At 30.1% G+C, this 13,979-nt stretch carries 12 protein-coding genes; 9 read left to right on the top strand and 3 right to left on the bottom strand.

What is annotated here, in order from left to right; all coding sequences use genetic code 4:
• Positions 1 to 94: 94 nt before the first annotated feature.
• From MBOVPG45_RS02600 to MBOVPG45_RS02580, 5 genes are all read left to right on the top strand, one after another.
• Positions 95 to 379, top strand: coding sequence for a hypothetical protein (locus tag MBOVPG45_RS02600; protein ID WP_013456409.1), 285 nt, complete (start codon positions 95 to 97; stop codon positions 377 to 379).
• Positions 372 to 2,018 carry a DAK2 domain-containing protein gene (fakA, locus tag MBOVPG45_RS02595; protein ID WP_013456558.1) on the top strand — a complete coding sequence of 549 codons (1,647 nt, stop codon included), beginning with the start codon at positions 372 to 374 and terminating at the stop codon, positions 2,016 to 2,018. Before MBOVPG45_RS02600 ends, fakA begins: the two co-directional genes overlap by 8 nt.
• 6 nt (positions 2,019 to 2,024) lie before the next feature.
• Positions 2,025 to 3,029, top strand: a complete 1,005-nt coding sequence (plsX, locus tag MBOVPG45_RS02590) for a phosphate acyltransferase PlsX (RefSeq protein ID WP_013456463.1) — start codon at positions 2,025 to 2,027, stop codon at positions 3,027 to 3,029.
• A complete protein-coding gene (gene rnc / locus MBOVPG45_RS02585; RefSeq protein WP_013456004.1) occupies positions 3,022 to 3,696 on the top strand; it encodes a ribonuclease III in 675 nt (224 codons plus the stop codon). The genes plsX and rnc overlap by 8 nt, the downstream gene beginning before the upstream one ends.
• A 73-nt stretch (positions 3,697 to 3,769) precedes the next feature.
• The gene (locus MBOVPG45_RS02580) at positions 3,770 to 6,748 is read left to right on the top strand and encodes an SMC hinge domain-related protein (protein ID WP_013455962.1); all 2,979 of its coding nucleotides are present in this window, start codon (positions 3,770 to 3,772) and stop codon (positions 6,746 to 6,748) included.
• Between the two features lie 52 nt (positions 6,749 to 6,800).
• Here MBOVPG45_RS02580 and MBOVPG45_RS02575 read toward each other — a convergent pair whose 3' ends face one another.
• The gene (locus tag MBOVPG45_RS02575) at positions 6,801 to 8,153 is read right to left on the bottom strand and encodes a YitT family protein (RefSeq protein ID WP_041309141.1); all 1,353 of its coding nucleotides are present in this window, start codon (positions 8,151 to 8,153) and stop codon (positions 6,801 to 6,803) included.
• Between the two features lie 94 nt (positions 8,154 to 8,247).
• On the opposite strand from MBOVPG45_RS02575, the gene MBOVPG45_RS02570 reads away from it, so the two are divergent.
• Positions 8,248 to 9,084 carry an HAD-IIB family hydrolase gene (locus MBOVPG45_RS02570; RefSeq protein WP_013456021.1) on the top strand — a complete coding sequence of 279 codons (837 nt, stop codon included), beginning with the start codon at positions 8,248 to 8,250 and terminating at the stop codon, positions 9,082 to 9,084.
• Here MBOVPG45_RS02570 and MBOVPG45_RS02565 read toward each other — a convergent pair.
• Positions 9,071 to 9,802 (bottom strand): DNA-processing protein DprA, encoded by a 732-nt coding sequence (locus tag MBOVPG45_RS02565; protein ID WP_013455921.1) that lies wholly within the window; start codon positions 9,800 to 9,802, stop codon positions 9,071 to 9,073. The genes MBOVPG45_RS02570 and MBOVPG45_RS02565 overlap by 14 nt on opposite strands.
• Before the next feature lie 225 nt (positions 9,803 to 10,027).
• On the opposite strand from MBOVPG45_RS02565, the gene MBOVPG45_RS02560 reads away from it, so the two are divergent.
• The 3 genes from MBOVPG45_RS02560 to MBOVPG45_RS02550 all read left to right on the top strand — a co-directional run bounded on the left by MBOVPG45_RS02560 (position 10,028) and on the right by MBOVPG45_RS02550 (position 13,221).
• Positions 10,028 to 11,068: a zinc-dependent alcohol dehydrogenase gene (locus MBOVPG45_RS02560; protein ID WP_013456478.1), complete on the top strand. Its 1,041-nt coding sequence runs from the start codon at positions 10,028 to 10,030 to the stop codon at positions 11,066 to 11,068.
• 316 nt (positions 11,069 to 11,384) lie between these two features.
• Positions 11,385 to 11,969, top strand: coding sequence for a variable surface lipoprotein (locus MBOVPG45_RS02555; RefSeq protein WP_013456567.1), 585 nt, complete (start codon positions 11,385 to 11,387; stop codon positions 11,967 to 11,969).
• A 211-nt stretch (positions 11,970 to 12,180) separates the two neighbouring features.
• Positions 12,181 to 13,221 (top strand): zinc-dependent alcohol dehydrogenase, encoded by a 1,041-nt coding sequence (locus tag MBOVPG45_RS02550; protein WP_041309256.1) that lies wholly within the window; start codon positions 12,181 to 12,183, stop codon positions 13,219 to 13,221.
• A 43-nt stretch (positions 13,222 to 13,264) separates the two neighbouring features.
• Here the strand turns inward: MBOVPG45_RS02550 and MBOVPG45_RS02545 are convergent, their stop codons facing one another.
• Positions 13,265 to 13,561, bottom strand: a complete 297-nt coding sequence (locus MBOVPG45_RS02545; protein WP_013456174.1) for an MAG4270 family putative restriction endonuclease — start codon at positions 13,559 to 13,561, stop codon at positions 13,265 to 13,267.
• Positions 13,562 to 13,979: the final 418 nt, after the last annotated feature.

Below are 13,979 nucleotides of genomic sequence, written 5' to 3'. Positions count from 1 at the left end.
TAAATTTTGAATTAATATTAATAATATTATAATTTTATCTACATTATCTAAACTATAAAAATTCTAAACTACATTGCAAAGGCAGGAATTTTAAATGACAAACAATGAAGTTGAAAAAATATTTATTGAGATTTTAGAATCAACCCCAGGTGTTAGGTTAATTTTAGAAGATGGCACCACTGATAATATTGCAGATTTTAATGTACACGAGAGTGATAAAGACACATGGAATTTTAATGCATCGATAAAAATATTAAAAAACACAAGCGCAAAAGAGTTAGTTAAGAATATAAGTAATCTGCTTAAGTATAGGCTTGTTAAAAAAGGTCAAAAAGTTGGCAAAATTAATTTATTCATAGGAGAGTTGATAAATGATTAAGAACGCTAAGGTTATTGATGGCACTATATATTCGAATCTAATTATTTCTGGTGCAAATAATTTAATTAACAATAAAAACAGAATTGATGCACTTAATGTCTTTCCCGTTCCTGATGGCGATACTGGCACAAATATGTCAAATACAGCTGAAGCTGCAGCTAAAGCACTTAAAGACTTGCAAGAAAATAAAAATCTTGCAGAAGTGTCTGCCATTGTTTCTAAAAATATGTTATTAGGTGCTCGTGGAAATTCAGGGGTTATCTTAAGTCAAATTTTTAAAGGCTTTGCAAATTATTTTGCTGATAAAAATGAAGTGACAGTTTTGGAATTTGTACAAGGTTTTCAGAGTGCAACCAAAAGAGCCTATGAATCAGTTCTTAAACCAGTTGAAGGAACAATTTTAACTGTTATTAGAGAAACATCTGAGCAATTAGCAAAAAATGTTAATGATGAAACAACTCTTGAGCAATTTTTTGAAATGGCAAAGAATTATTCAAGAGTTGCTTGTGATAATACTCCTAATTTACTAAAAGTTTTACGCGAAGTAGGTGTAGTTGATTCAGGGGGAGAAGGTCTAGTATCTTTTATTACAGGGATGCACAGCTATGTAATTGGTAATCCAGTTCAAATTCAGCAAGTTGAGCAATCAATAGATAAATTTATTAGTTCTGATGAAGTTTACAAAGGTGAATTCGGCTATTGCACAGAATTTATTATCGAATTGTCTAAGCCTGATGAATTTGATAAAACAGCATTTGAAAAACACATTTCTAAGTTTGCTAATTCGCTAGTAATTGTGCAAGATGCTGAATTAATTAAAGTTCATGGGCACACATTAAAACCTGGTGATATGCTTAACTACGGACAAAAGTATGGTGAATTTATCAAGATTAAGTCAGAAAATATGACTTTACAGGCTGAAAATTCTAGATCTAACAGAAATAATAGTGTTGTTATAAATGATGTTGTGGCACAAGGAGCTAAAAAATGTGGTATTGTGTCATGCAACCTTGGTTCAGGTTTTATCAACAAAATGAAGGAATTAGGTGTTGATGCAATTATTGAATGTGGTCAGACTCAAAATCCGTCAGTAACTGATATTTTAGAAGCAATAAAATCTGTTGATGCTAAAGATGTTTTTGTTCTTCCAAATAATCCAAATATTTTCCTAGCTGCACAACAAGCTGCATCTGGAATTTTTGATAAAAATGTTCACATAGTGCCTACCAGAACACAAATTCAAGGCATTAATGCTATCATTGCATTTAATAGCAATTCTAGCAGTGATGAAAACAATGAATTAATGAAAGAAGTTATGAAAATGGTTAGAACTGGTGAAGTAACAATGGCAGTTCGTGACACAACTTTAAATGGTGTGAAAATTAAAAAAGATAACTTCATTAGTATTTTAGATGGCAAAATTATTTCATGTAAGTCTTCATATTTAGAAGCAGCAAAGCACTTAATTAAAAAAGCAGCTAATGATGAAACCGAAATTATTACAATTTATTATGGTAATGATGCATCTGAACCTGATGCCATTGAGTTAGTTGATTACATCAACAGATATTATGACTGCGAAGTTGAATTAGTTAATGGCAATCAACCTAATTATCATTTTTTAATAGGATTCGAGTAAAAAAATATGTATAGAATAGCTTTTGATGTAAATGGCAATGATAATGGAGTTAGCGCTGCTGTTAGTGCTAGTGTTCAATTTTTAAAAGATAATGATGATTATGAAATTATTTTAGTCGGTGATGAATCTTCGATTAATGTCGAATTAAAAAAGATAGAAGGCATTCCTGATTCTTTAAGAATTGTAAATAATCCTAATTTGCCTTCTGATGTAAAGAACATTCACAAGTCATTGAGGGAAAATACATCAATGAATACTGCTATTGATTTGGTAGTGGATGGAAAAGCAGATGCTGTAATATCTAGTGGTGATTCAGGAACATATTTAGCTTGTGCAACTTTTAAGCTAAAAAGATTACAAGGTGTTAGCCGTTCAGCTTTTATGCCACTTATGCCAACAGTTGTCGGACGCAAATTTTTGCTTTTAGATGTAGGTGCTAATATTGAGTGTAAATCAGAATATTTAGTTGAGTGAGCCAAAATAGCTAATGTTTATGCTAGAACATTGCTAAACATTGTAAACCCTAGAGTCTCATTAATAAATATTGGCACTGAAGACTATAAAGGTTTGGAAATTGTTAAGGAAGCTTCTCAACTATTAAAAGATAACAAATTTATTAATTATATTGGCTATACTGAACCTAGATATTTATTAGATGGTGCTACTGATGTAGCAGTAATTGATGGCTATGGCGGTAATTTAGTACTTAAAAGCCTTGAAGGCGCAATCTTAAGTTTTAAAAACCTTTTAAAAGATAAGATAATGGCTAAGCCTATAAGAAAATTTGGATATTTATTTTTAAAAGGTGCATTCAAGGATGTTGCCGAAACTTTAGATTATAGAAATGTTGGCGCTGCATGATTAATTGGTCTTAATGGACTAAGTATAAAATGTCATGGAAACAGTGATACTAAAGCATATTTGGGCGCCTTAAACCAAATTAAATTAGTTATAAAAAATAATGTTCTAGAAGCTATCAAAAAGGAATTAAATGACCAGCCAAATGAATAGCATTGAAAATTTTTTAAATCAATTTAATATTAAGGCTAACAGCCTTTTAGTTTATAGGCAAGCTTTTACTCACGGTTCATCAGCTGCTAATGCAAAAAACAAAAATTATCAAACATTAGAATTTTTAGGTGATGCAATATTGCAGTTCTATGTGTCTGCAATACTTTTTAATGTTTTTAAAGATAAGAATCAAGGCCAATTGACCTTAATTAGAGCTAAATTAGTCTGCACTGATTCACTTAATTCAATTGCTGACAGGTTGAAATTAAAAGACTTTTTATTGCTTTCATCTAATGTTGTAGCTAATGAAGTTTTAAGTTCTAAAAAAGTTGGAGCCGATATTTTTGAATCGTTAGTAGCTGCAATATTTATAGACCAAGGCATGCCAAAAGTTAAAGAATTTTTAGATAAAACCTTACTACCATTAGTTAAGCAATACAAAGAAGGCAAAATTGAGCTAAAAGATTCAAAAACTAGATTGCAAGAATATATGCAATCTTTTAGTAAAAAAACTGTATTTTATCAGACTTATCAGAGCGATAATAATCAATTTAAATCAGAAGCTATTTACGAAGGCAATGTTTATGGATCTGGGCTAGGCAAAAGTAAGCATGAAGCTGAAGAAAATGCTGCCAATGATGCATTAAATAAGTTAATAAAGTCATAGTTATAACATTCTTATTCTTTTTTTATTAAAATTTACTAAGAGCAAAAATTTTCATAGTTGCTAGAGGTGTGAAATGAAATTAATTAAAGTAGAAGCTCATGGATTTAAGTCATTTGCTGAACCTATTACCTTACGCTTTGATGGTGGTGTAGCTGGAATAGTTGGACCTAATGGATCTGGAAAGTCAAACATTAATGATGCTATTAAGTGAGTTTTAGGCGAGCGTAGTGCTAAAGAACTTCGTGGCGATAATATGGATGACGTTATTTTTGCTGGGTCTAAAACTGCTAAGCCAATGGATAAAGCAGTTGTAACTCTCACTTTTGATAATAAAGATGGCCAAAGTAGCATTAATCATGAAATGATCACAATTTCTCGTGTATTAGAAAGAGGCTCAGGAATTAATCAATACTATCTTAATGGTGAAGTGTGTCGTCAGAAAGATATTAAAGAAATTGCGATGGAGAGTGGAATTGGCAAAAGTAGTTTGGCAATTATTTCGCAAGGTACAGTTAGTGACATTGCCGAAGCTTCAGCTGAAGAAAGAAAGGGCATTTTTGAAGAAGCAGCTGGTGTTTCTAAATATAAATTTAGAAAAAAAGAAGCATTATCAAAGTTAACTAAAACACAAGAGGGACTTGACCAGATTGGCTTAGTTATAGCCGAAATAGAAAGAAAGCTTAATCCATTAAGAAAACAAGCCGAGAAAGCTAAAATATTTATAGCAAAAACCGAAGAACTTAGAACTGTTGAAGTAGGACTATTAGTTGATAATATAAAAAAATTTGGCTCTAGATACGAAGAGCTTTCAACTGAATTAGAAGGCGTTCAAGAGACTAAGAATGATTTAAATAACAGAATTAAAGATTTAGAGTCTAAAATTAGTCAAAACATTGACTTTAAGTCTAATTTGGAAGCTTCACAAAGAGAAATCTCAATGGAATTGGACGCCGTTAAAGATAGATTAAACAATCTATCAATAGCTATTGCTAGAGAAAATGAACGTGAGAGATTAATTGTTGAAGGTAACATAAAAGTCGATAAAACTGAACAAATTAATGCTTACAAAACTTTAATCGAAAAATCAATGCAAAGAATAGCCTACTTTAGTAGAGAATATGACTTAATTAGTAAAAGAGTAGCTGATAATAATGAAATTTTAGACAAGCATGACAGTGAGCTTAACTTGCTTAATGTCAAATTAAACAAAAAAGAAAATGATATTTTCAAAATTCAGACACACTTAAACTTGCTTAAACAACAAAAAGAAGGCAATACACTTTTATATAAAGGTACCAAAACAATTTTAGAAAATAAGGCAATCTTTGGTAAAGGTCTTAAAGGCACTGTTGCTGATTTAATCAAAGTTAATAAGGAATATTCTAGAGCTATTGAAGCCGTATTAGCGAATGCATTGCAACATTTGGTTGTTGAAAAATCTGAAGTTGCTGTTAAAGCAGTTGAATTTTTAAAACAAAACAATGGTGGTAGAGCAACTTTTATTCCTCTTGCATCTATACAACCTAAAAGTGTTAGAGATGATCATCTTTTAGCCATCCAAGGGCAACCAGGATTTATCGCTGTTGCTTCTGAAGTGGTTGAAGTTGAGCCAATTTATATTATTCTTTCACAATTTTTATTAGGAAATGTAATAGTAACTGAAACAATTCACCATGCAAATCATATTTCTAAAATACTTGATAACAGATATATGATAGTTACTTTAGATGGCGATATTATTAGAGCTGGTGGTGTAATAGTCGGTGGTGCTAAATCAAATACTGAAACACTTTTAACTATCGATTTAAAGATAAGTGAATTAGAATCGCTCCTTCCAGGAATTCAAATTGCTATTAATGATGATAAAGCTAAACAAAATGAAATCTTGAATGAAAGAAGAACATGTTTAGAGTTAGACAGTCAACTAAAGAATCAGCTTTCAAATGTAGTTTCACAAAAAAGTGCTGAACAAAAAATATTGGATGAGCTTAACTTAAAACTTAAAAACATAAGCGAGAGAGAATTAGAAATAAAATCAGATAGCATCAGCATTCATAGTTCTGAAGCTGATTTAGAAGTGTTATCATCTCGCAAAAGTGCTTTAGAAGCTGACTTCAGAGCTAAACATGAAAGAATTAATTCATTAAGCCAGGAAATTAATTCAGCTCAGGTTTTAAAAAACGATTTTGAATCAACATTAAGAAAGCTTCTAGAATCATTTTCAGAAAAGCTTTCTGAAAAGGAAAAGTCAAAATTGCTTTTAGATCAGTCTCGTGAAAGATTAGCATCACAATATAAGTTTACTTTAGAATCTGCTGAAGCTCAAGGTTATAAATTAGAGATGTCTTATGATCAAGCAACAGAAATTGTTAGAGAAATAAGAGAAGAAATTAGTAAACTAGGAAATGTTAACTTAGAAGCACTTGAACAATTGGTTGAAGAAGAGGAAAGATACAACAAATTTGTTAAAAGTGAAGAAGAATTAACTCAAGCTAAAGAAGTTTTAGAATCAGCTATTGCACAAATGGATAAAATTATTATCACTAGATTGACTAATATTATTCATGATGTAAATAATGAATTTAATGATGTTTTTGCCACAATGTTTGGTGGAGGAAGCGCAAGATTATTCTTCTCTGATCCTAAGAACATTCTAGAATCTGGTGTTGAAATAGAAGCTATGCCACCAGGAAAGAGCATTAAGAATCTTAAATTATTCTCAGGTGGTGAAAAGTCACTTATTGCCATATCGCTACTATTTGGTATTCTTAAGGCTAGACCACTTCCATTGTGTATTTTAGATGAAGTTGAAGCTGCATTAGACGAATCTAACGTTGTAAGATATGCTGAATACTTACAAAAATTAAAAAGCAAAACACAATTTTTGGTTATAACTCACAGACATGGAACAATGTCTAGAGTTGATTCTCTATTTGGCGCCACAATGCAAAACAGAGGCGTAACAACTTTCTTCAGCCTAGAATTAGCAGAAGCTAAGAAGTTAGTTGATGATATTCAAGAAGATTATATTTCCGCCAGACAAACTAAGTAGAAAAACTAATAACAAAAAACTTACAAGCCTATAAAACAGGTTTGTAAGTTTTTTACTGTTCAACATATTGAGTATTGAATGCGCCTTTAACTTGCTCAACAGGTTTTATTGAGATTCAAGCTTTAGGGTCTATAACTTTAATATCGGAAATAAGATTTTTGGTTTCTAAAGTTAACAATGTAGTTTCAATGAAGTAAGTTTCTTCTTGTGAGTAGCCACTAATTCCTTTAAAAATCGTATATGCATGTCAGTATTTAATGTGTTTAAAGTAATTAATGATAGTATCTGGACATTTTGTAGCAATTGAGAGAGTAACTTTTTTGTATTTTGGATACATTAGACCTAATACAATATTGTTAAAGATAATATATAAAATTGTTGAAAACTCTCTTAAACCAAAAATGGTTCTGTGTGACACATACTTTTTAATTGAGTTAATAGTAAAGCCATCTTTTAGTGTTATTATGATTGAATTTGGTTGCTCCAAAACACTTTCAACACTACTGCTTGATGATATAACTCCTAAGTCAACTGCTTCTTTATGTCTAGCAGCAATTCCGAAAACTAATAGAAAAAATGAAGTTGCAATTATATTAACAGTGAACATCATTCCAGCAACACTTTTTTGTTTTTTTGTTGAAAAGTAATAAGCAATAATATCTGCGCCACCAGTTGAACCACCATTTTTTCAGGCTATTGCTATAGATGTACCAGCGCAAATTGAACCAAGGAATCCATTTATTATTATGGGCCAACTGCTAGAATTTTCATAAGTACCTATGATATTGCCTGCCTTATCCCGAAATTCTACTAATTTATGTCATCCAGGAGCAATATTTATATAGTTATGGATAAAGTTATGAACCTGCGGAATCGAAGTAAATATGGCGTTTGTAATTAATTGAGAGACCATAAATACTGTTGTCAGAATTGTAAAACTTTTCTTTACCTTAAACCCAAATCCTATCAGGAGTGGCAAGTTTATCAAAATAAACATTAAGGCAAAATATTTATCTCAGTCTCTGTATCCCTTGTCTTTAGCAATCAAAACAGCTAGCATTGGGAAACCAGATAATCCACTAGGTAATGTGTCACCTCTATTTAAAAATGCAATAACACCAAAGTTAAAAATCAATGCTGCAATGAATATGAAAAATATTCTTTTTGCATATAAAATGGCTGTTCTTTTTCTTACGTTCTTTTTTCTTTTATTGGCACTATCAGTATAGTATGTGTAATTAGCCATTCTTAAGTTAGCCATTAAATCATCGCCAAAATATTTTCTTAAGTCTATATCCTCTTTATCTAGTTCTATCAGCTTTAAATTATTAACATTTTCACTATGTAGTTTTTTTAATAATTTTTTTCTTTTAATTATCTTTAAATTAGTCACAGGGCTGCTCATAGTATGAAAAATTATAAAAAATATTTTAAAATATTAAATTACAATTATTAAATTATTAGTAATGAATTTTTCATATTTTTATAAAGGGGTTTTAATGAAAAGAAAGATTTTTTCATATGATTTAGATGGCACTTTATTAATGAGAAACAATAAAGTTCACCCCATAACTAAAAAGGCATTTCATGATGTTCATCTAAAAGGTGGAATTAATATATTAAACACAGGAAGAGGGCTTTTGAAAGTGCTTCCACTTTTAGATGAATTTGACGGAATCGACTATTTTATATGTTCAAATGGCGCATTAATATATGATGTTAAAAATAAAAACCATATTGTTGTTGGGCAGTTAGAACCGGAAGTATTTGAACAAATGTTTGAGTATGCAAACCAAAATGACTTAATAATTTCACTAGATACTTCAAATTATACAGCCACATATGTTAACAAAGATGCTAATGGCAATTTTCCTGAATGAATTAATAAACAAGATATTATGGACTTTTCGCATATAAAATTTTCTGACTATGAAACTATGTCAAAAGTTGCCAATGATTCAAAATCAATAATAACTCAGGTTGCACTAAGAAATCCAAATGAAATAGCAAATGAAACAACAAAATACTTTAATAATCTATATAAAGATAAGTATTCAGTTTATCTAACAAATAGAATATATACTGATGTCAATCCGCTAGGTATTTCTAAATGAAATGGTCTTAAAGAGTTTATGCGAATATACAACATGCAGGATTGCATAATTTATGCTTTCGGCGATTCTAGCAACGATGTTGAAATGCTACAAAATGCACATTTTTCCTTTGCTATGGAAAATGCAACTGATGATGCTAAAGAAGCAGCAACAGAAGTAATAGGGCACTATAATTCAGGTGCAATCGGTATAAAATTAGAAGAAATAATTAAAAGTAGTTAACCTCTGCAAGATGAGTAATTAAGCTTGCCCCTGACTTAATTAAATATGTGTTGCCATCATCATAAGTTAGTCCAGGATAGCAGTAAACATTCTTTCCTAAATTAGCAAAGCAATTTGCTAAATTTATTAGTCCAGAATTTCTTTTACTGCTAAAAATTATTAAATTATTTGACAGCGCTGCTGCAATAACATTTCTTTCTTTAAAATATCTTAATTTAGGGTGCAATTCTGGCGGTATAAATGTAATACATAAGTCCTTATCAAAATCAACATCTGGACAATTATATGAAATTCCATTTGCTAGTAAATAAATGATTCCTTGCTTGTTTTTATTAAATATTTCAATAATATTTTGATCAATATTTTTGAAATTATTAGTCAATAAAACAGAGCTTTTGGACAATTCACCGCACGTTTGATAAACATTTTGTAACACAAATTCATTAACTACATCACCTGTAGCACAAACTATATTTTTATCTAATAAACTAATATTTCCTTTGTAAAACAAAACAAATGGAGAATATTTTAACTCTTTTAGTCCTTGTGGGTAATTACTATCAAAAATTGTTATAGCTTTAATTCCTTTTTCATTTAATTCATTAATTGTTTCATCTACTTTATATTTATCAACTTTATGTCCGTTTTTAAGAGCCTTATAAATTTCAAAGTTATTGCCTTTAAATAAAATAGAAAAATAAATTAGTAAATCATTCATATTGTTCTCCTCTACCTATCGCTACACTTTAAAATGCAATATTTGTGATAGATAGATAAAAAAGGAAAAAAATGGGAAAAGAAATTAATTTTTCCCATTTAATTATTAATTTGCGTGTCAATATTTGTAATAAGAAAAATTGCTCTGTCAATAGTTGTAAAATTTATGTAAGACATTAATATATAAATTCATAAGGAGAATTCAATGAAACAAATTCCAGCAAAAATGAAAGCTTTTGTTGTAACAGAACCTAAAAAATGAAGTGTTAAGGAAGTTGATGTTCCTAAACCAAAATATAAAGAAGTTTTAATTGAAATGGAAACTTCAGGTATCTGTCATACAGACTTGCATGCGGCAAATTATGACTGATTAGTAGAACCTAAATATCCACTTATTCCAGGTCATGAAGGAATTGGAAAGGTAGTTGCATTAGGGGAAGGATGCACACGTTTGAAAATTGGTGATAGAGTTGCTTTAGCATGATTACATGATGCTTGTGGCTACTGTGAATTTTGTCTAACAGGTAGAGAAACACTTTGTCCAAATCAAAATATGTCGGCTTACACTAAAGACGGATCATATGCTGAATATGCAATTGGTCATGAAGATTATGTAGGATTGGTTCCTGAAAAATTAGATATTGTAACTGGTGCACCAGTTGTTTGTGCAGGTGTTACAACTTATAAATCATTAAAACAAACCAAAGCAAAAGCTGGTAACTTTGTAGCTGTTATCGGTGTCGGTGGCTTAGGTCAAATGGCTATTCAATATGCAAAAGCTATGGGACTAAGACCTATTGGTGTTGACTTGCAAGATGAAAAATGCGAATTAGCTCTTAAATCAGGTGCAGAATATGCATTTAACTCAGCAAAAGATCCTAAATTTATTGAAAAAATTATTGAAGTAACTGGCGGAGGTGTACACGCTGTAGTTAATACATCTGTTCACCCAAGTGCTGCTGAACAAGGTATGGATATGCTTCGTCGTGGTGGCCGTCAAGTATTAGTTGGTTTACCAGCAAAAGATAAACACGGAAAAGACGACTTTAAAGTTTCAATTTTCTGGTCAGTATTATTAGAACGTGAGCTTGCTGGCTCAATTGTTGGAACTAGACAAGACTTAGCAGAAGCTTTAGAATATGCTGCTGAAGGAAAAGTTAAATCAGAAGTTACTAAGGTTGTCAAATTAGAAGAAGTTGCAGATATTTTTGAAAAACTTCAAAAAGGCGAGTTCTTAGGACGCGCTGTTATTGACTTTAGAAAATAATTAAACATCATTTAAAAAACATCCGGATTATTTAAATTCAGGGTGTTTTTTTATTATTTAAACTTACTTACAGCGCTATAAAACAAGAATTTAAGTCAAAGAATACTTTTTTTCAAACATTACATTGAGTAAAATAACAAATTTTGTGTTGCAGTCGCATTTTAGTGAGCAAAAACATCATTATTTTCTTTAAGGAAATGATTTCATATTTTGACTCGTCTCTCTCTCTCTCTCTCTCTCTCTGGTTATTTTTTCTTACTTATATAATTCCATTTTATTACATAACTATTACTAAAGGGAGAACAGTAAATATTGTATGAAAAAATCTAAGATTTTAATTTTGGGTTCTATTGCTTCTTTAGGTGCAATTCCATTTGTAGCTGCTAAGTGTGGCAATGAAAACCAAAATAGCATTAAGGAAGATAAAACTGATAGCCAAAGCAAATCTGAAAAAAGCAGTGGAACAGTTAAAAAAGACAGCACATCTGAAAATTCAACTATTGACAAAAAAGAAAATGAAACAGCACCTAAGAAACAATTAGAAAGCGAAAATTCGAAAAGTGAAAAAAGTGATTCAGTAAGTAATATGAACACTGAAATGCCAAAAGTTACTGAAAGTGTTGCAAATGAAACTGATGATGGTGAATCAATTTCAGATATTTTAGATGATGAGGCCAAAAAATACTTTAAAAAAGAGATTGATGCAGAATATGAAAATATTGAAAAAATGATCAACAAAGTATTAAAAAGTGATTCTGATAAAAAAAGTGAAGTTTTGGAATATTTTAAAAAATTAAAGACGTTATTAAACTCAATGTTTGATAATGCCAAAACATTTGAAGATATAGACAAAATATTTGATTATTTAGGAAAAGTAGTCATTGTTGGTAAAACAAAATAAAACAACCAAAATCATTGTTTTATAGATACTTAAGTAATAGATAGATGGAGACACTATCTATTTTTATTTTTGATTTAATCTAATATTTTGATACTCAACAATCTCTAAAAAAATTGGGTCAATCTTTCCACATTTAAAAATTTAAATGGACAACTTAATATCATTTAATTATTATTATGAAAATAGTGAGAAGGTTTTAAATATGAATAAAATGAAAGCTTTTGTTGTTAAGGCTCCAAAGGAATATAGTGTTGAATTAATTGATATTCCTGAGCCAGTTGATAATGAGGTTTTAGTTAAATTAGAAACTAGCGGTGTTTGTCATACGGATTTACACATAGCAAATTTTGACTGACCTAGACAGCCAAATTATCCAATGGTTCCAGGGCATGAAGGAATAGGAATTGTTACAAAAGTTGGGCCAAATTGTACCAAAATAAAAGTTGGTGACAGAGTTGGTGTTGGCTATATGTATAGTGCTTGTGGTCAATGTGAATATTGCATAAGCGGAAAAGAAATTTTGTGTGTTTCTAGGGTTGTAACATCATTAGTTAAACCCGGAACTTTTGCTGAATATACAATTGGACATGAAGATTATGTTTTACCTATTCCCAAAGAACTAGATATTGTATCTGGGGCTCCTATTTTGTGTGGAGGAGTAACTAGTTACAAAGCACTTAAACAAGCTGAATTAAAAGTTGGAGACTATGTTGCAATTATAGGCATTGGGGGATTAGGCCATTTTGCAATATCATATGCAAAGGCAATGGGGCTAAATATTGTTGCAATTGATATAGACGATAAAAAGTTAGAATCAGCTAAGTATGAAGGTGCTCATTATATTTATAATGCTAATGATTTATCGTTTGTACAAGAAGTAAAGGAACTTACAAATGGTGGTGTTCACGCAGTTATTAATACATCAGTTTCAACTAGTTCTGCATCTTTAGCTATGTATATTTTACGTCGTGCTGGCAGACAAGTCTTAGTTGGTGTTCCTCCTAAAGATGAAAATGGAAAAATAGAATTTCCTTTATCAATTTTAGGAACAATTTCAGGGGAACAGCATGTTTTAGGATCGGTTGTTGGCACTAGACAAGATACAAAAGAAGCATTAATATTAGGAACAAAAGGAATAGTTTCTAAGATTGGAAGAATTATTAGCTTAGATGAAGTAAAAGACGTGTTTGAACAACTAGCAAAAGGCGAGTTAATTGGTCGTGCTGTAATTGACTTTAGATCCTATAAATAAGGTTATTAGGTCATTTAAACAACAAAAAGAGCAATTGCTCTTTTTAAAATTCTTTTGTAAGTATCATATATATATTATTTTTTCTAAATTGATTTCTTAATGCAATGTATTCTTTGCGTTTTTCATTTAAATAAATATTAGGAATTTTAGTGCACTTATCAAATTCATACAATTCATTTATTTTTAATTCATTGTCTAGCAAAAAAATATTTCCGTCTTGGTCATATGTGAATTTATTCTTGTCAAACCAATCATGAACTTGCTTAGGTAAATTTATTAAATTATTCTCATCATTTATTGAGTCTAAAGCATTTTGGCACTGCTTAGATTTAATTATCATTTCCGCAGTTTTATTTAATTTAAGAGTTGAATTTTTGTAAGAAGTATTTTAGATATTTTAAAGAATCTTTGTTTTTAGTTAGATCATCTATAGTTTCCGCATATAGTATATGAAGTTGTTTAAAACAATGTTTTGGCAAAAAATATCAACTTCTTATATAGCACATTTTAAATACATACCTAATTTATCTTTGATTTCATTATACTGAACTTAAATTTTTTTGAGGTTTTTTAATAGAATTTTAGGAATAATTTCCTTTCCTTCTTATTTTATATCTTGAAGTTTTAAACTATGATAATAAATTAGGACTAAAATTGATAATTTTAATTAGATATTTAATGAATTTAGGCGACAAAAACTTATTATTATATTAATTTTTGTTCTTTCAAATCCTTCTCTATTTCTGTTTTGTATTCTT

This window comes from Mycoplasmopsis bovis PG45 (assembly GCF_000183385.1).
Classification (GTDB): domain Bacteria; phylum Bacillota_I; class Bacilli_A; order Mycoplasmatales; family Metamycoplasmataceae; genus Mycoplasmopsis; species Mycoplasmopsis bovis.
Note: the sequence above shows the minus strand (reverse complement) of the source record. Positions and strands in the feature narration are given on the sequence as shown.